Origin of the sequence: Lysobacter niastensis (genome assembly GCF_031457115.1) — a bacterium.
GTDB classification, from domain to species: domain Bacteria; phylum Pseudomonadota; class Gammaproteobacteria; order Xanthomonadales; family Xanthomonadaceae; genus Lysobacter_J; species Lysobacter_J niastensis_A.
The window spans coordinates 425941-441841 of record NZ_JAVDVY010000003.1 but is presented as its reverse complement, the minus strand read 5'-3'; the positions used below and the strand labels follow the sequence as shown (position 1 = coordinate 441841).

Genomic DNA, 15901 nt, shown 5'->3' with positions numbered 1-15901 from the left:
AATGAATGTCGTACGTCTCGATGGCCGCACGCTGACGCGCGCCGGGCTGGTGGCCGTGGCCCGTGGCGCCCAGGTCGAACTGGCTGCCGAGCAGCTGCCCGCGGTGGCACGCGCCGCCGATTTCCTGGCCGAACAGGTGCGCCGCGAAGAGCCCATCTACGGTGTCTCGACCGGCTTCGGCAGCAATGCCGACCGCCTGCTCGGCGCGCATCACCTGCGCGACCAGTTGCCCGGCGCGAAACCCTCGAATGAAACCCTGCACGAAGAGCTGCAGCGCAACCTGATCGTGACCCATGCGGTGTGCGTCGGCGAGCCGTTCGCGCCGGAGATCGTCCGCGCGATGTTGTGCATCCGCATCAACACGTTGATGCGCGGGCATTCCGGCATCCGCGTCGAAACCCTGCAGGCGCTGGCGGCCATGCTCAATGCCGGCATCGTGCCTGTGGTGCCGCAGTTGGGTTCGGTAGGCGCCAGTGGCGATCTGGCGCCGCTGTCGCACCTGGCCATCGTGCTGCTGGGCGGCGGCGAGGCGTTCTATCAGGGCGAGCGATTGAAGGGCGCGCAAGCGCTGAAGCGCGCCGGCCTGGCGCCGGTGACGCTGTCGTACAAGGAAGGCCTGGCGCTCAACAACGGCACCGCGCAGATGCTTGCCTGCGGCGTGCTGGCGCTGGCGCGGCTCGAGGAGCTGATGGACACCGCCGATCTGGCCGCGGCGATGACCATCGACGCCTTCGCCGGCCGGCTTGGCGCGTTCGCCGAGGAAGTGCATGCGCTGCGTCCGCATCCGGGCCAGGTCGAAAGCGCTGGCAACCTGCGCCGCCTGCTCGCAGGCTCGACGCTGGCCGATATCCCGTATCACTTGGTGCCGAAGTTCCGCGCCTGGCAGCCCGGCAGCTGGGACACCGCGCAATCGCAGGCGCTGCGCTTCGACATCGGCTGGGACTGGGTGCCGTTGACCCAGCGCCATGGCCGAGAGAAGTTCTACACGCGCTTCCGGCCGTTCCGCGGTGGCAAGAAGCACCAGCCGCAGGACAGCTACTCGCTTCGCTGCATCCCGCAGGTGCATGGCGCGGTGCGCGACGCCGTCGCCCAGGCCGCGCGCGTGCTCGACATCGAGCTCAACGCACTGACCGACAACCCCATCGTGTTCCCGGATGCCAAGGCGGAGTTCGTCGAGCAGCAGGTGATCTCGGCCGGCCATTTCCACGGCATGCCGCTGGCGCTGGCGATGAGCTACGTGAAGGCGGCGATCCCGGTGCTGGCGAGCATTTCCGAGCGCCGCCTCAACAAGCTGGTCGATCCGGCCACCAACGACGGCCTGCCGGGATTCCTGATCGGCAACGAGGACTCCACCGAGTCGGGCCACATGATCGTGCAGTACACCGCAGCGGCGATCGTCAACGACCTGGCCAGTCGCGCGCATCCGGCCTCGGTCTATTCGATCCCGACCAGCGCCAACGCCGAGGATCACGTCTCGATGGGCGCCAATGAGGCCCGTCACGTGCTTGCGATGGCCGACGACCTCGGCAAGGTGCTGGCGCTGGAGCTGTATACCGCCGCGCAGGCGCTGGACCTGCGCCGCGACATGATCAATGCCGCGCGCGACCTGGCCGACCGCGCCGACGCGCGCGCGCTGGCGGCGAAAGTGGCCGGTGGGCCGACGCCGGGCACGCTTGAGTACGACGCGTTCCTGGATGAAGTCGAATCCTTGCGCGTCGAGTTGGCCAAGTCCGACGACTTCACGCCGGGTCGCGCCGTGTCCGCCGCGCATGCCGCCATCCGCGCCGAGATTCCGTTCCTCGACCGCGACCGGGCGATGGATGGCGAGGTCGCCACCGCCGTGCGCCTGGTCGCCGAGAACCGCGTCCTGGCAGCCGCCAGGGGCGCGTAAAGCCGCTGCCCTCGGCGCTGTCGTGCGCCGGGGGCCCTTTGTCGACCAATCCTGAGTGAAGCCTGGGGCCGCGGCTTGACGACGACGATTCGCGCATCTAATGTATTAACGCGTTAATACATTAATACGTGATTTGGCAGGCTCCCCGGCATGAAGCGACGCGCCCACGACATCGACAACGCCGAAGATCCGCTGGGCAGCCTGTCGGCTGCCCTGGCCGGCCTGCGCAGCACGGCGCAGATCAGGGCGTTCCTCGAAGACCTGTGCACGCCCGCGGAGCTGGAGGCGATGACCGATCGCTGGCGGGTCGTGCCGCTGCTGGAGCAGAGCGTCCCGTACCGCGAGATCCATGAGCGCACACAGGTCAGCGTGACCACCATCGGTCGCGTGGCGCGCACGCTGGAGCGGGGCGCGGGGGGGTACGCGGCCGCACTGTCGCGACATCCGGCCAGGTCGCGCTGATCGTCCCGAACCCGCCCCGAATACTTCCCGAGATATGCCATGACTCCCCCCAGTGCCGCGCCCGCGCGCGACCGCTTGCGCATCGCCATCCAGAAATCCGGCCGCCTGGCCGAGCCGGCGCGCGCGCTGCTCAGTTCCTGCGGCCTGAGCTGGCGCGAGAGCCGCGATCGCCTGTTCTGTTATGGCGAAACGCTGCCGGTCGACCTGCTGCTGGTGCGCGACGACGACATCCCGGGGCTGATCGCCGACGGCGTCTGCGACCTGGGCATCGTCGGCCGCAACGTGCTGCTGGAGCAGGACGGCGAGCGCCGCGGCATCGGTCGCGCGCCGGCGTTCCGCGAATGGCGTGCGCTCGGTTTTGGCGGCTGCCGACTGGCACTGGCCGTGCCCGATGGCTGGGAGTGGCGTTCGGTATCCCAACTCGCGGGCAAGCGCATCGCCACCAGTTATCCGGCGCTTTTGTCGCAATGGCTGGCGACGCAGTGCATCGACGCCAAGGTGGTGGTGTTGTCAGGCTCGGTCGAGATCGCTCCCCGTCTCGGACAAGCCGATGCCATCTGCGATCTCGTCTCCAGTGGCGCCACGCTGGCCGCCAACCAGCTCAAGCCCGTGCAGACGCTGATCGAGAGCGAAGCGGTGCTGGCCGGACCGGAGCAGGCGTTCGACGACGTCCGCGGTGAACTCGCCGATCTGCTGCTGCGCCGACTCGACGGGGCATTGCGGATACGCCACAGCAAACTGCTGCTGTTCCAGGCGCCTCGCAGCGTCCTGCCCGATCTGCTGCCGCTGCTGCCCGACGCGGAAACACCGACGGTCATGCAGGTGGACGGGCAGGACAGCCTGGCATTGCAGGCGTTGTGCCACGGCGCGCTGACCTGGCAGCGACTGGAGGAACTCAAGCGTGCCGGCGCACGCGGCCTGATGGTGTTGCCGGTGGAGGGCATGCTGGCATGACCTGCACACCTCCCGAATTGCTGAATTGGAATCGGCTCGACTGGAATGCACTGGACGCAGCCCAGCGCGAACAGGCATTGCGGCGGCCGGCGCAGGTCACCCAGGCCACGACGGCCGCGGCGGTCGCGGCGATCCTCGACGAAGTGCGTCGCGACGGTGATGCCGCCGTGCGCGCCTGCACCCGGCGTTTCGACGGGATCGAGCTGGACGATCTTGCCGTGGATGTCGATGAATTCAGTGCAGCCGAATCCGGCTTGCCGCGATCGCTGCGCGATGCCATCGACGAGGCCGCTGCACGGATCGCGAGCTTCCACATAGCAGGAATGACCGCGGCCTATTCGCTCGAAACCGCGCCGGGCGTGTCTTGCGAGCGCATCCTGCGTCCGATCCGGAACGTCGGCCTGTACGTTCCGGCCGGGTCCGCGCCATTGCCCTCCACGGCGCTGATGCTCGGCGTGCCGGCGCAACTGGCCGGCTGTCCGAACGTGGTGCTGTGCACGCCGCCGCGTCGCGACGGCAGTGCCGATCCGGCGGTGCTCTATGCCGCGCGGCGATGCGGCGTAACGCGCGTCTACAAGATCGGCGGGGCACAGGCGATCGCGGCGATGGCTTTCGGCACGGGCAGCGTGCCGCGTTGCGACAAGCTGTTCGGGCCCGGCAATGCCTATGTCACCGAAGCGAAGCGGCAGGTGGCAGTGGCCGACGACGGTGCCGCCATCGATATGCCAGCGGGCCCTTCGGAAGTGCTGGTGATCGCCGACGCCGGCGCCAATGCGTCGTTCGTCGCGGCCGACCTGCTGTCGCAGGCGGAGCACGGGCCCGACTCGCAGGTATTGCTGCTCAGCAACGACGACGCGCTGATCGACGCGGTGATGGCGGAGGTCGAACTTCAGCTCGATGCGCTGCCGCGCGCCGGCATCGCGCGGCAGGCGCTGGCGTCCTCGCGCGCCATTCGCGTGGCATCGATCGCACAGGCACTGGACATCAGCAATCGCTATGCGCCGGAGCACCTCATCCTGGCGCTTCGCGATGCGCGGGCCTGGCTGCCGCAGGTGCAGGCAGCGGGATCGGTGTTCCTCGGCGACTGGGCTCCAGAGGCGTTGGGCGACTATTGCAGCGGCACCAACCACGTGCTGCCGACCAGCGGCGCCGCCCGCTTCAGCAGCGGCGTGAGCGTGGCCAGCTTCCAGGTATCGATCACGGTGCAGGAAGTGAATCCGCGCGGCATTGCCGCCATCGGCCCTTGCGCCGTCGAACTGGCATCGGCGGAGGGCCTGGATGCCCATCGGATGGCCGTGGCCCTGCGCCTGCAGGCGGTGGCGCCATGAGCGGGTCGGGCTGCGTGACCGATCTGGTGCGCGAAGACCTGCGTTCGTTCGCCGGATACCGGTCCGCGCGCAGCGAGTCGCTCGATGGGCGCATCTGGCTCAATGCCAACGAATCGCCATGGTCCAGCGACGCCGATGCCGCGGGGACTGTGCGTCGTTACCCCGATCCGCAGCCGCAGGCGCTGCGTCGGACGCTGGCGAGCCTGTACGGCTGCAATCCGGAGCTGTTGCTGGCCGGACGAGGCAGCGACGAGGCCATCGACCTGCTGGTGCGGGCGCTATGCCGTCCGGGACAGGATGCGGTGGTGCTGACGCCGCCCACCTTCGGCATGTACGCGGTCTGCGCACGGTTGCACGGCACGCGGGTTGTCGAAGTGCCGCTGATCGATCGGGCCGACGGTTTTGCCTGTGACTTCGACGCCGTCGCCGATGCCGCATTGGCAGCTTCGGCGAAGCTGGTATTTCTGTGCTCGCCTGGCAATCCTTCCGGAACATCGCTGCCTCTGGAAGCCGTGGACGCGCTGGCAAGCCGGTTGCAGGGTCGGGCATTGGTGGTGATGGACGAGGCCTATGCCGAATTCGCCTGCGCCGCGTCGGCCACGACGCTGATCCAATCCAATCCCAACATCGCCGTCCTGCGCACGCTGTCCAAAGCCCACGCGCTGGCTGCCGCTCGCATCGGCAGCGTCATCGCCGATGCCGCGCTGGTGTCGGTGCTGCAACGCTGCCAGGCGCCGTATCCGCTACCAGCGCCGAGCGTGGCCCTCGCGTTGGCGGCGCTGGCGCCCGATGCGCTGATCAGTACCCGCCAGCGCATCGCCACCGCCTGCGGCGAGCGTGATCGCCTGTACCGGCAACTGACGGCGTCGCCCGGCGTCCGGCAGGTCTATCCGTCGCAGGCGAACTTCCTGCTTGTGCGCTTCGACGATGCCCAGCGTGCATTCGAGAGCCTTCTGGCCGCCGGCATCGTCGTGCGCGACATGCGTGCCGCGCCCGCGCTTGGCGATGCACTGCGCATCAGCCTGGGCACGCCGGAGCAGAACGCCGAGGTGGTCCGCGCATTGGCCCGTAGCCGGGAGGCCGCATGAGCACCGCGCCACGCCCGATCTTGTTCGTCGATCGCGACGGCACCCTGATCGAGGAGCCGGACGACTTCCAGATCGACAGTTACGAAAAGCTGCGCTTCGTCGAAGGCGTCATCCCCGCGATGCTGCGCCTGCGCGACGCGGGCTACGAGTTCGTCATCGTCACCAACCAGGACGGCCTGGGCAGCGAGCATTACCCGCAGGACCAGTTTGACGGACCGCACGGCCTGATGATGCAGGTGTTTGCCAGCCAGGGCGTTTTCTTCCGCGACGTGCTGATCGACCGCAGCTGGCCCGACGACAACGCGCCGACGCGAAAGCCCGGCATCGGGCTGGCGCTGCCCTATCTGCAGGACCGCGGCATCGACTGGTCGCGCTCGGCCATGGTCGGCGACCGCGACAGCGACATCGTCTTTGCACAGAACCTGGGCATCCGCGGCTTCCGCCTGCGCAACGCGCGCTTCGATGGCGGCGAGTGGGACTGGGCCGGGATCGCGCACGCGCTGGCCGACCGTCCGCGCATCGCGCAGGTCCGTCGCGATACGCGCGAGACGCGTATCCGCGTGAAGGTGGATCTGGACCGTCCCGCCGAACCGAGGATCAGCACCGGACTGGGCTTCTTCGACCACATGCTCGAGCAGATCGGCAAGCATGGTGGTTTCGCGCTGGAGCTGGACTGCCAGGGCGACCTGCACATCGACGAGCACCACACCGTAGAAGACAGCGCATTGGCGTTGGGGCAGGCGCTGCGCGAAGCCCTCGGCGACAAGCGCGGCATAGGCCGCTACGGGTTCACGCTGCCGATGGACGAGTCGCTGGCGACGGCGGCGCTGGATTTTTCGGGACGACCGTATCTGGTGTTCTCCGGCCGTTTTGCGCGCGAGCGCGTCGGCGATCTGCCGACCGAACTGGTGCCGCACTTCTTCCGCTCGCTGTGCGAGAGCGCGGGGCTGAACCTCAACCTCAGCGTGGAGGGCGACAACGACCACCACAAGGTCGAAGCCTGCTTCAAGGCGACCGCGCGTGCGCTGCGCCAGGCCGTACGGCGCGAAGGCAGCGAGTTGCCCAGCACCAAGGGGACGCTGTGATGGAGGTGGTGCTGATCGATTCCGGTGGCGCCAACATCGGCTCGGTGCGCTACGCGCTGGAGCGGCTGGGCGCCAACGCCACGCTCACCGCAGATCCGGGAACCATTGCCCAGGCCGAGCGGGTGATCCTGCCCGGAGTCGGCGCGGCCGGTCCGGCAATGGCACGCCTGCGCGAACTGGGCCTGGTCGAATTGATCCGCGAACTGAAGCAGCCGCTGCTGGGCATTTGCCTGGGCATGCAGCTGCTGTTCGAGTCGTCGGAGGAGGGTGAGGTGGAATGCCTGGGCCTGCTGCCGGGGCGCATCGCGCGCATGCCGGCTTCCGCGGAAGCCCGGGTGCCGCACATCGGCTGGAACCGCCTGCGCAGCGAGCGCGACAGCCATCTGCTCGATGGCGTGGCCGACGGAGCGCACGCCTATTTCGTGCACAGCTACGCCGCGCCCGTTACTGAAGACACGTTGGCGACCGCCATCCATGGGGCTGCGTTCGCCGCAGTGGTGGCGCGCGGTAACTGCTACGGCGCGCAGTTCCACCCGGAACGGTCCGCCGCGGTCGGCAGCCGGCTGCTGGAGAATTTCCTGCGCGGGGCGGCCGCATGAGCGCCTGCACTTTGTATCCGGCGATCGATGTGCGCGACGGCCGCGTCGTGCGCCTGCTCCAGGGCGACTATGAGCAGGAGACGCGTTACGACGGCACACCGCTGGCGATCGCCGAGCGCTATGCGCAGGCGGGCGCGGACTGGCTGCACCTGGTGGACCTGGACGCAGCCCGTGCCGGCGGCTACACGCTCGGCCCCTTGCTGGCTTCGATCAAGGCGGCCACGTCGTTGCGCGTGCAGACCGGAGGTGGTGTGCGCAGCGAGCAGGAGGTCGAATCCATCCTGACCGCAGGCGCGGAGCGGGTGGTGATCGGCTCGATGGCGGTGCGCGAAACCGGACAGGTGCTCGCGTGGATACGGCGTTTCGGCGCCGAACGCATCACCATCGCACTCGATGTACGACAGGATGTCGACGGGATCTGGACGTTGCCGGTGGCTGGCTGGACCCAGGACAGCGGCATCCGCTTCGAGCCCTTGGTGCAAACGTTCGCCGAAGCCGGCGTGCGTCACCTGCTGTGCACCGACATCGCGCGCGACGGCATGCTTGTCGGGCCCAGCATCGCGCTGTACCGGCAGTTGTCGGCCTGGGCGCCGGACATGGACATACAGGCGTCGGGCGGCATCCGCGGTGTCGACGACATCCAGGCCGCGGCCGCGGCGGGATGTCGCGGCGCCGTGCTAGGCAAGGCGCTGCTCGAAGGGCGCTTCACGCTGGAGCAGGCGTTGTGCGGAGCAGTGGCATGCTGAGCCGTCGCATCGTGCCCTGCCTGGACGTGCGCGATGGCCGCGTGGTCAAGGGCGTGCGCTTCCGCGATCACGTCGACATGGGCGACATCGTCGCTCTGGCCGTGCGCTATCGCGACGAGGGCGCCGATGAACTGGTGTTCTACGACATCACCGCCAGCCCGGAAGGCCGCAGCGTCGACCGCGGATGGATCGAGCGCGTGGCGCGGGTGATCGATATTCCGTTCTGCGTGGCAGGCGGCATCCGGTCCGTCGACGAGGCGCGAGCGGTCCTGCATGCCGGCGCCGACAAGGTGTCCATCAACACGCCGGCGCTGGATCGGCCGCAATTGATCAGCGAGCTGGCGGATGCCTTCGGTGTCCAGTGCGTCGTGGTCGGCATCGACAGCCTGCGAGACGACGATGGCGAGTGGCGCGTGCGCCAGTACACGGGCGATCCATCGAGGACGCGCGCATTGGCGCAGCGCACGCTGGACTGGGTCGAGGAAGCGCAGCAGCGCGGGGCTGGCGAGATCGTCCTCAACTGCATGGGCAGCGATGGCGTGCGCCATGGCTACGACATCCGACAGCTTCGCGCGGTGCGCGAGCGTTGCAGCGTTCCGCTGGTGGCGTCGGGAGGTGCGGGCGAGACCGGTCATTTCGCACAGGTGTTCCGCGAGGCCGATGTCGACGCCGCACTGGCGGCCAGCGTGTTCCATTCCGGCACGGTGAGCATCGGAGAACTGAAACGGCATCTGCGTGAGCAAGGCATCGAGGTGCGCGATGACAACTGAGGCGTCCACGCTGGAGATCGAAGCGCTGGCGTGGGAAAAACAGGACGGCCTGCTGCCGGCGGTGGTGCAGGATGTCGACACGCTGCGTGTCCTGATGTTGGGTTATATGGACCGTGCCGCGCTGCAGGCCTCACTCGATACCGGTCGAGTCACCTTCTACAGCCGCAGCCGGCAGCGGTTGTGGACCAAGGGCGAGACCTCCGGAAATTACCTGGCCCTGGTGGCGATCGAGGCCGACTGCGATGCCGATACGCTGTTGGTCCAGGCCCGGCCGCGCGGACCGACCTGCCACCTCGGCCGTGACAGCTGCTTTGCGCGGGCGCCATCGGCTTTCATGGCCGAACTGGATGCGCTGATCGCCGAGCGTCAGCGCAGGCTTCCCGCCGGGAGCTACACCACTGGGTTGTTCGAAGACGGCGTGCACCGCATCGCGCAGAAAGTCGGCGAGGAGGGCGTGGAGACCGCCCTGGCTGCGGTGGCCCAGGACGACGAGGCCCTGGTCGGAGAAGCCGGCGACCTGCTGTACCACCTGCTGGTGCTGCTGCGCTCGCGCGGCCTGGGATTGCGTGAGGTCGAGTCGCTGCTGGCACAGCGCCATCGCGGCTGAGTTGCGGCGCAACGCAGAAAGTCGGCTTCCGGTAGCCGCGTCAGCCGTCGATAATCCTCCGGTCGCGATTGGCCACTCCGGAGAGACTTTCATGCGCCTGCTGTTCGGTTGCCTGCTCTGGCTGGCCTGCGTGGGTTGGCAGACCGATGCCCGTGCCCAGTCTTCGTTGACCGGATTCGTTTACCAGGACGACAACGGCAACGGCGTGCGCGATGCCGGTGAGCGCGGCATCGCCGGGGTCAAGGTGTCCAACGGGCGCGATCTGGTCGTCAGCGACGGGCAGGGGCGTTACCGCCTGCCTGAGCGGTCGCCCAGTACGGTGTTCGTGATCAAGCCCCCGGGCTACGCGACGGCGAACGGCGACAACGGCTTGCCGCGATTCTGGATCCATCACTTTCCCGATGGCTCACCGAAGCTGCGCTATGGCGGCCTCATCGAGCCTTCGCAGGCTCACACGTTCGACTTCCCGCTGCGGCCACAGGCGCGCCCGGACGAGCTCAGGATGCTGGTGTTCGGCGATCCCCAGCCCAAGAGCCGCGTCGACGTCGGCTACTACGAGCGCGATATCGTCGCGCCGCTGGTGGGCACGCACGACGCCCAGCTCGGCCTGAGCCTGGGCGATATCGTCAACGACGACCTGACGCTGTATCCCCACATGAACCGGGTCACCGCGCGCCTGGGCGTGCCGTGGCTGCACGTGCCGGGCAATCACGACCTCGATTTCGATGCGGCCCGCGACGAGGACTCGCTGCTGAGCTTCCGCAATGTATACGGCCCGGACAGCTACGCCTGGGAAGAGCCGCAGGCCAGCTTCATCGTGCTCGATGACGTGGTTTACCGGCCCGGCCAGAAGCCTGCCTACGTCGGAGGCTTGCGCGAGGACCAGTTCGCGTTCCTGCAGGCGTACCTGGCCACATTGCCGGGCGAGCGGCGCGTGGTGATCGCTGTGCACATCCCGTTCTTCGATCCGGTGCCTGGCGCGGAAACGTTTCGTCGTGCCGACCGCGAGCGGCTGTTCGCGCTGCTGAAGGACCATCCCCGCACGCTGCTGCTCAGCGCGCATACCCACAACCAGCGGCATTACCGCCACGACGCCGCCAACGGCTGGCATGGCGCGCAGCCGCTGCACGAGTACAACGTGGGCGCGGCCTGCGGTGCATTCTGGTCGGGTGCGAAGGACGAGCGCGGCATACCCGATACGACAATGAGCGACGGCACGCCCAATGGCTACGCATGGCTCACGTTCGATGCCGGTGGCGAGTATTCGTTGCGCTATCAGGTTGCGGGCAAGCCGGCCGACTACGCGATTTCGCTGCATGCGCCGCGCGTGTTGCGTCGCGGCGCGTGGCCAGCTTTCGGCGTCTACGCCAACGTCTTCATGGGCGAGGCCGACTCGCGCGTCGAATACCGCATCGACGAAGGCGAATGGAAGCCGATGAAGCGCGTGGAGCAGCCCGATCCTCGCCTGCTGGCCGAGAACATGGCCGACGACGCAGCCCCGCGGCTGCGCGGCTACGACCGCTCGCCGGAAGCCGATCCCTCCACCCATCTGTGGCGGGGGACGTTGCCGACCGACTTGTCTGCTGGAGAACACCGGATCCAGGTACGGGCGTTCGACAAGTGGCAGGGCGAGCAGAGGGCGCAGGCGAACTATCGGCTCGACGACGTGGTCGAGTGACGCCATGACCAGCCCATTGCCCACCGACCTGCCGATCAAGCTGTTCCGCGATGCGGTTGCGTGGGAGAAATGGCTGGGCGCGCACGGCGACGCGCCGGGCCTGTGGTTGAAGATCGCCAAGAAGGACCAGGGCGTCGTCTCGGTCACCTATGCGCAGGCGCTGGACGTGGCGTTGTGTCACGGCTGGATCGATGGCCTGAAGCGCGCCTGCGACGAGCAATACTTCCTGCAGCGCTTCACGCCGCGCCGGCCGGGCAGCCTGTGGTCGAAGATCAACGTCGGCAAGGCCGAGAAACTCATCGCCGACGGCCACATGCGCGCCGGCGGGCTGCGCGAGATCGAAGCCGCCAGGGCCGATGGCCGTTGGCAGGCGGCCTATCACGCGGCCAGCGGCATGGACGTGCCGGAAGAGTTGGCCGCCGCGCTGGCGAAGAACGCCAGGGCGCGCCGCTTCTTCGAGCAGTTGGACAAGACCAACCGCTATGCCTATTGCTGGCGCGTGCACACGCTCAAGAAGCCCGAGTCGCGCGTGGCGAAGGCGGCGAAGTTCGTCGAGATGCTCGCGCGGGGCGAGAAGCTGCACGGGTAGGGCGAGGCCAAGGCCACGCCCTTTGAGGCTCAGCCGATCGCGATCTGGTCGAAGCGCTCCACGCGCGGATGGCCGTGGGTGGCCTCGCCATTGCGCGGCTGCGGATAATCCTCGAGGCGATCGATCAGCGCGGTGTGCAGGCCCGCTTCTCGTGCTGCGTCCAGTTCCTCGACGACATCCGACAGGAACAGGATCTCTTCGGCCGGCATGCCCATGGCCGCGACGATGTTGCGGTAGCTGTCGGCCTCGCGCTTGCCACCCATCTCGGTGTCGAACCAGCCGGAGAACATCGGCGTCAGGTCGCCGGCATCGCTATGGCCGAAGAACAGTCGCTGGGCAGGCACGCTGCCGGAGGAATACACGTACAGAGGCAACCCTTCAGCGTGCCAGTGCTTGAGCGCATCGGCGGCGTCGGGATAGATGTGGGCGGTGAAGTCGGCGCCGCGGTATCCGTCGGCCCAGATCATGCCCTGCAACGCCTTCAGTGCGGTGTGCTTGCGGTCCTCGTCTATCCAGCCCTGCAGGACCTCGACGATCATGGCGTCCTCGCACATGCCGCCGTTCTCGGCGGCCACCGCATCCAACCATTTGCGCACCGCCGGTTCCTTGCCGCGCGCGGCGACGAAGCGGGGCAGGGCGCGGCGCGCGTACGGGAACAGCACGTCCTTGACGAAGGAAATGCTGCTGGTGGTGCCTTCGATGTCGGTGAGAATGGCGCGGATGGGCATGGGGTTTTGCTCTCGATCGTCATTCCAGCCAACGCTGGAATCATTTTGCTGTCGCTCGTCTTGCCTGCGAACGTGGCTCGATCTGCTTGCCCGGCATCCGACGACTTCGCGCCGGGTACGACGGCGAAGTCAAAATGGATTCCAGCGTTCGCTGGAATGACGAGCAGGACGGGCTGGTTTCGCCGAAACGACTGGCAGCTCTTTATGTGCCTTGAACAGGTGTGGCGGGCTTAGCCCGCCTGCCCCTTCTCGAAACGCGGGAAGCGCTGGGCGATATCGGTGCCGGTGAAATGGCCGACCCAGCCATCGGGCTCGGTGAAGAAGCGGATCGCGATGAAGCTCGGTTCCGGCCCCATGTCGAACCAGTGTTTGGTGCTGTCGGGCACGGCGATCAGGTCGCCTTGTTCGCACTTGACCTCGTAGACCTTGTCCTCGACATGCAGCGTGAACAAACCCGAGCCGGCGACGAAGAACCGCACTTCGTCCTCCTTGTGGAAGTGCTCGTCGAGGAACTTGGCGCGCATCGCATCGCGCTGCGGGTTGTCCGGCGCGATGCTGACCACGTCGACGGTCTTGAAGCCGTTGTCGGCGACGAGTCGGTCGATGTCGGCGCGGTAGGCGTCCATGATCTTCTCGGGTGCATCGCCCGGGGCGACCGATGCGTTGGCCTGCCATTGCTCGAACTTCACGCCGATCTTCGCCAGCTCGCGCGCCATCTCGGCCTGGTCGCTGGTGCTCGACTGCGGAGCGGTGGTGTCGTTCTCGGCGAAAATGCGCAAGCGGCTCATCGTTGCAACCTCCTCAATTCCAGCTCGCATTCGAGCAGGAATTCGAATGCTTCCAGGTGACGCCGGGCTTCGGCCATGTCGCGGCCCCAGGCGTACAGGCCGTGGCCGTCGATCAGATAGCCCCACATGCTTTGCCGGTCGAGCAGGCAGTCCACCTGCGCGGCCAGCGTGGTCATGTCCTGGCTGTTGGGCAGCACGGGCAAGTCGACGCTGGTTTCGTGGGTGGTGTTGCCGGTGAAGGCTTTCAAGAGTTCGTAGCCTTCCAGGTGGACGTGACCATGGCCGGCGTACAGGCGCGAGGCGACGGTCTGGGTCAGCGAATGCGTGTGCAGCACGCAGCCGATCTCGGGGAAACGCTTGTACAGCTGCGAATGCAGCAGCGTCTCCGCCGAAGACTTCTGCGTCGTGGCGACGGGCTGGCCATCGAGGTCGACGACCATGATGTCCGCCTCGGTCAGCCGGCCCTTGTCGCGGCCGGAGACGGTGATGGCGACGTGGCGGTCGTCGATGCGCCGCGAGAAGTTGCTGCTGGTGGCCGGGGTCCAGCCGCGGTCGGACAGCTCGCGCACGTTGACGATGATCTCGCCGGCGCAATGCGCGAGGCGCTGGGGGTCGTAGGGCAGTGGGGTGCTCATGGGGAAAGTGTAGCGAAATGGCGGCGAGGGCCGTGACCTGACGGCCGCGGCTTCACATGGAGGGGCGCATACTCCGCCCCCGGAGGTAGAACATGAACGCACATGATCCTTCGCGCCGTCGCTTCCTCGCCCAGGCCGTCGCCACAGCCGCCGTCGCGACGGTGGCGATGGATGCCCTGGCCGGTCAGGCGGCTCCGGCGCCCGCAAAACTGCCGAAGCTGCCCCTCGATAACCCGCAGGCGAAGGCCCTGGCCTATACCGAGAATGCTGCGACGGTGAAGAACCCGCTGTTCAAGCCCGGCAGCGACTGCGCCAACTGCAATTTCTACAAGGGCGCCGCCGGACAGGCCTACGGCCCATGCCAGATGTTCCCGCAGAACACGGTCGCGGCGAAGGGCTGGTGCTCGGCCTGGGCCAAGAAGGCCTGAGGCCGTAACGACTTCCAAACAAAAGCAAACAAAAAACGGCGCGGTTGCCCGCGCCGTTTCGTCCGCGTGCGGATGGCTGTCAGCGGCGCATCCGGCTGTGGCGGTAGCCGTACAGAAAGTAGATCAGGAAGCCGACCGACGTCCAGATCACCATCAGCATCCAGTTGTGCGCAGTCATCGTCGACAGCAGCGCCAGGCAGCTGAAGATGCCGGCCAGGCAGATGAACCAGGCGAACGGGATGCGGAACGGGCGCGGCAGGTCGGGCTGGGTGCGGCGCAGGATCAGCACGCCGGCGCAGACCGCGGCGAAGGCGATCAGCGTGCCCATCGAGGTCAGCTCGCCCAGCACGTCCAGCGGGAACAGTGCCGCCAGCACGGCGATGCCGATCCCGGTGATGACCGTGTTGATGTGCGGCGTGCGGTACTCGGGGTGGATCTTCGTGAACACCGGCGGCAGCAGGCCGTCGCGGGCCATGATCATGAAGATGCGCGGCTGGCCGATGATCATCACCAGGATCACCGATGAGAGACCTACCAGCGCGCCGATTTCCACCACGATGCGCAGCCAGCCCAACTGCGGATGCGCGGCTACCGCGGTCACCACCGGCTCATCGGTGCCCAGTTGAGCGAAGGGAACCAGGCCCGTCATCACCGCGGCCATCGCGATATAGAGCACCGTGCAGATCGCCAGCGACAGCAGCATGCCGATCGGCAGGTCGCGCTGCGGCTTGTGCGACTCCTGCGCGGCGACAGACACCGCCTCGAATCCGATGTAGGCGAAGAACACCAGCGCCGCGCCGCGCAGCACGCCTTCGAAGCCGTACTTGCCGGGGCCCTGGTTGTCCGGGATGAAGGGCTGCCAGTTGGCGGGATCGACGTACTTCCAGCCGGCGAAGATCACCAGCACGATCAGGCCGGTCTTGAGCACCACCATTGCGTTGTTCAAGCCAGAGGACTTGCGGATGCCCACATAGCAAAGCCAGGTCAGCAGCAGCACGATTCCGGCGGCGGGCAGGTTGGCGATCGCGCCGGTGGGCTTGAGCTGCGCATCCAGCGGCGCGCTGACCAGCGCCTGTGGCAGGTGGATGCCGAAATGATCGAGCAGGCTGAGGAAATAGCCGGTCCAGCTGACCGCCACCGCCGAGGCCGATACGCCGTACTCCAGCACCAGCATCCAGCCGATGAACCAGGCCGCCAGTTCGCCCAACGTCGCGTAGGTGTAGGTGTAGGCACTGCCGGAGACCGGCACCATCGCCGCGAACTCGGCATAGGCCAGCGCGCAGAACGTGCAGCAGATCGCCGCCAATACGAACGACAACATGATCGCCGGGCCAGCATGATCCGCCGCGGCCTGTCCGGTGATGACGAAGATGCCGCCGCCGATCACCGCGCCGATGCCCAGTGCGGTCAGGCCCCACGGGCCGAGAGTGCGATGAAGGCTCAGCCCGTCCGCGTCGGCGTGGCTGGCATGCGGGTGTTTGGTGGCCCAGAGTTGCTTGAGCATCGAATGACTTCCGGATCCGGC

The 15901-nt window shown here is 67.4% G+C and carries 17 protein-coding genes; 13 read left to right on the top strand and 4 right to left on the bottom strand.

All coding sequences use genetic code 11. The annotated features are described in order from the left end of the window. Position 1: 1 nt before the first annotated feature. The 12 genes from J2X06_RS16730 to J2X06_RS16675 all read left to right on the top strand — a co-directional run bounded on the left by J2X06_RS16730 (position 2) and on the right by J2X06_RS16675 (position 11797). The gene (locus tag J2X06_RS16730) at positions 2 to 1891 is read left to right on the top strand and encodes an HAL/PAL/TAL family ammonia-lyase (protein ID WP_310064381.1); all 1890 of its coding nucleotides are present in this window, start codon (positions 2 to 4) and stop codon (positions 1889 to 1891) included. 150 nt (positions 1892 to 2041) lie between these two features. Continuing rightward, positions 2042 to 2353 carry a YerC/YecD family TrpR-related protein gene (locus J2X06_RS16725; protein ID WP_310064379.1) on the top strand — a complete coding sequence of 104 codons (312 nt, stop codon included), beginning with the start codon at positions 2042 to 2044 and terminating at the stop codon, positions 2351 to 2353. Between the two features lie 39 nt (positions 2354 to 2392). Continuing rightward, positions 2393 to 3307 carry an ATP phosphoribosyltransferase gene (hisG, locus tag J2X06_RS16720; protein ID WP_310064377.1) on the top strand — a complete coding sequence of 305 codons (915 nt, stop codon included), beginning with the start codon at positions 2393 to 2395 and terminating at the stop codon, positions 3305 to 3307. After that, complete coding sequence (gene hisD / locus J2X06_RS16715) at positions 3304 to 4635, top strand: histidinol dehydrogenase (protein ID WP_310064376.1); 1332 nt, start codon at positions 3304 to 3306, stop codon at positions 4633 to 4635. Before hisG ends, hisD begins: the two co-directional genes overlap by 4 nt. Next, a complete protein-coding gene (gene hisC, locus J2X06_RS16710; protein WP_310064374.1) occupies positions 4632 to 5723 on the top strand; it encodes a histidinol-phosphate transaminase in 1092 nt (363 codons plus the stop codon). The genes hisD and hisC overlap by 4 nt, the downstream gene beginning before the upstream one ends. Next, positions 5720 to 6808: a bifunctional histidinol-phosphatase/imidazoleglycerol-phosphate dehydratase HisB gene (hisB, locus tag J2X06_RS16705; protein WP_310064372.1), complete on the top strand. Its 1089-nt coding sequence runs from the start codon at positions 5720 to 5722 to the stop codon at positions 6806 to 6808. Before hisC ends, hisB begins: the two co-directional genes overlap by 4 nt. Next, positions 6808 to 7407, top strand: coding sequence for an imidazole glycerol phosphate synthase subunit HisH (hisH, locus tag J2X06_RS16700; protein ID WP_310064371.1), 600 nt, complete (start codon positions 6808 to 6810; stop codon positions 7405 to 7407). The genes hisB and hisH overlap by 1 nt, the downstream gene beginning before the upstream one ends. After that, positions 7404 to 8153 carry a 1-(5-phosphoribosyl)-5-[(5-phosphoribosylamino)methylideneamino]imidazole-4-carboxamide isomerase gene (hisA, locus tag J2X06_RS16695; RefSeq protein WP_310064368.1) on the top strand — a complete coding sequence of 250 codons (750 nt, stop codon included), beginning with the start codon at positions 7404 to 7406 and terminating at the stop codon, positions 8151 to 8153. The genes hisH and hisA overlap by 4 nt, the downstream gene beginning before the upstream one ends. Next, positions 8147 to 8923: an imidazole glycerol phosphate synthase subunit HisF gene (gene hisF, locus J2X06_RS16690; RefSeq protein WP_310064366.1), complete on the top strand. Its 777-nt coding sequence runs from the start codon at positions 8147 to 8149 to the stop codon at positions 8921 to 8923. Before hisA ends, hisF begins: the two co-directional genes overlap by 7 nt. Continuing rightward, on the top strand, positions 8913 to 9530 hold the full coding sequence (gene hisIE / locus J2X06_RS16685) for a bifunctional phosphoribosyl-AMP cyclohydrolase/phosphoribosyl-ATP diphosphatase HisIE (RefSeq protein ID WP_310064364.1): 618 nt from the start codon (positions 8913 to 8915) through the stop codon (positions 9528 to 9530). Before hisF ends, hisIE begins: the two co-directional genes overlap by 11 nt. A 91-nt stretch (positions 9531 to 9621) precedes the next feature. After that, complete coding sequence (locus tag J2X06_RS16680) at positions 9622 to 11208, top strand: calcineurin-like phosphoesterase C-terminal domain-containing protein (protein ID WP_310064363.1); 1587 nt, start codon at positions 9622 to 9624, stop codon at positions 11206 to 11208. A 4-nt stretch (positions 11209 to 11212) separates the two neighbouring features. After that, complete coding sequence (locus tag J2X06_RS16675; protein WP_310064361.1) at positions 11213 to 11797, top strand: YdeI/OmpD-associated family protein; 585 nt, start codon at positions 11213 to 11215, stop codon at positions 11795 to 11797. 29 nt (positions 11798 to 11826) lie between these two features. Here J2X06_RS16675 and mtnC read toward each other — a convergent pair whose 3' ends face one another. The 3 genes from mtnC to J2X06_RS16660 form a co-directional block, all read right to left on the bottom strand. Then, positions 11827 to 12525, bottom strand: coding sequence for an acireductone synthase (mtnC, locus tag J2X06_RS16670; RefSeq protein ID WP_310064359.1), 699 nt, complete (start codon positions 12523 to 12525; stop codon positions 11827 to 11829). Between the two features lie 230 nt (positions 12526 to 12755). Further along, positions 12756 to 13313, bottom strand: coding sequence for a 1,2-dihydroxy-3-keto-5-methylthiopentene dioxygenase (locus J2X06_RS16665; RefSeq protein WP_310064357.1), 558 nt, complete (start codon positions 13311 to 13313; stop codon positions 12756 to 12758). Beyond that, positions 13310 to 13948 (bottom strand): methylthioribulose 1-phosphate dehydratase, encoded by a 639-nt coding sequence (locus J2X06_RS16660; protein ID WP_310064356.1) that lies wholly within the window; start codon positions 13946 to 13948, stop codon positions 13310 to 13312. Before J2X06_RS16660 ends, J2X06_RS16665 begins: the two co-directional genes overlap by 4 nt. A gap of 92 nt (positions 13949 to 14040) precedes the next feature. Here J2X06_RS16660 and J2X06_RS16655 point away from each other — a divergent pair, with 92 nt between their 5' ends. Next, positions 14041 to 14376, top strand: coding sequence for a high-potential iron-sulfur protein (locus J2X06_RS16655; RefSeq protein ID WP_310064354.1), 336 nt, complete (start codon positions 14041 to 14043; stop codon positions 14374 to 14376). A gap of 79 nt (positions 14377 to 14455) precedes the next feature. Here the strand turns inward: J2X06_RS16655 and J2X06_RS16650 are convergent, their stop codons facing one another. Beyond that, positions 14456 to 15880, bottom strand: a complete 1425-nt coding sequence (locus J2X06_RS16650) for an amino acid permease (protein ID WP_310064353.1) — start codon at positions 15878 to 15880, stop codon at positions 14456 to 14458. Positions 15881 to 15901 lie beyond the last annotated feature (21 nt).

Coding starts and splice junctions, on each gene's coding strand:
- J2X06_RS16730 (WP_310064381.1), top strand. CDS start 2: ATGAATGTCGTACGTCTCGATGGCCGCACGCTGACGCGCGCCGGGCTG.
- J2X06_RS16725 (WP_310064379.1), top strand. CDS start 2,042: ATGAAGCGACGCGCCCACGACATCGACAACGCCGAAGATCCGCTGGGC.
- hisG (WP_310064377.1), top strand. CDS start 2,393: ATGACTCCCCCCAGTGCCGCGCCCGCGCGCGACCGCTTGCGCATCGCC.
- hisD (WP_310064376.1), top strand. CDS start 3,304: ATGACCTGCACACCTCCCGAATTGCTGAATTGGAATCGGCTCGACTGG.
- hisC (WP_310064374.1), top strand. CDS start 4,632: ATGAGCGGGTCGGGCTGCGTGACCGATCTGGTGCGCGAAGACCTGCGT.
- hisB (WP_310064372.1), top strand. CDS start 5,720: ATGAGCACCGCGCCACGCCCGATCTTGTTCGTCGATCGCGACGGCACC.
- hisH (WP_310064371.1), top strand. CDS start 6,808: ATGGAGGTGGTGCTGATCGATTCCGGTGGCGCCAACATCGGCTCGGTG.
- hisA (WP_310064368.1), top strand. CDS start 7,404: ATGAGCGCCTGCACTTTGTATCCGGCGATCGATGTGCGCGACGGCCGC.
- hisF (WP_310064366.1), top strand. CDS start 8,147: ATGCTGAGCCGTCGCATCGTGCCCTGCCTGGACGTGCGCGATGGCCGC.
- hisIE (WP_310064364.1), top strand. CDS start 8,913: ATGACAACTGAGGCGTCCACGCTGGAGATCGAAGCGCTGGCGTGGGAA.
- J2X06_RS16680 (WP_310064363.1), top strand. CDS start 9,622: ATGCGCCTGCTGTTCGGTTGCCTGCTCTGGCTGGCCTGCGTGGGTTGG.
- J2X06_RS16675 (WP_310064361.1), top strand. CDS start 11,213: ATGACCAGCCCATTGCCCACCGACCTGCCGATCAAGCTGTTCCGCGAT.
- mtnC (WP_310064359.1), bottom strand. CDS start 12,525: ATGCCCATCCGCGCCATTCTCACCGACATCGAAGGCACCACCAGCAGC.
- J2X06_RS16665 (WP_310064357.1), bottom strand. CDS start 13,313: ATGAGCCGCTTGCGCATTTTCGCCGAGAACGACACCACCGCTCCGCAG.
- J2X06_RS16660 (WP_310064356.1), bottom strand. CDS start 13,948: ATGAGCACCCCACTGCCCTACGACCCCCAGCGCCTCGCGCATTGCGCC.
- J2X06_RS16655 (WP_310064354.1), top strand. CDS start 14,041: ATGAACGCACATGATCCTTCGCGCCGTCGCTTCCTCGCCCAGGCCGTC.
- J2X06_RS16650 (WP_310064353.1), bottom strand. CDS start 15,880: ATGCTCAAGCAACTCTGGGCCACCAAACACCCGCATGCCAGCCACGCC.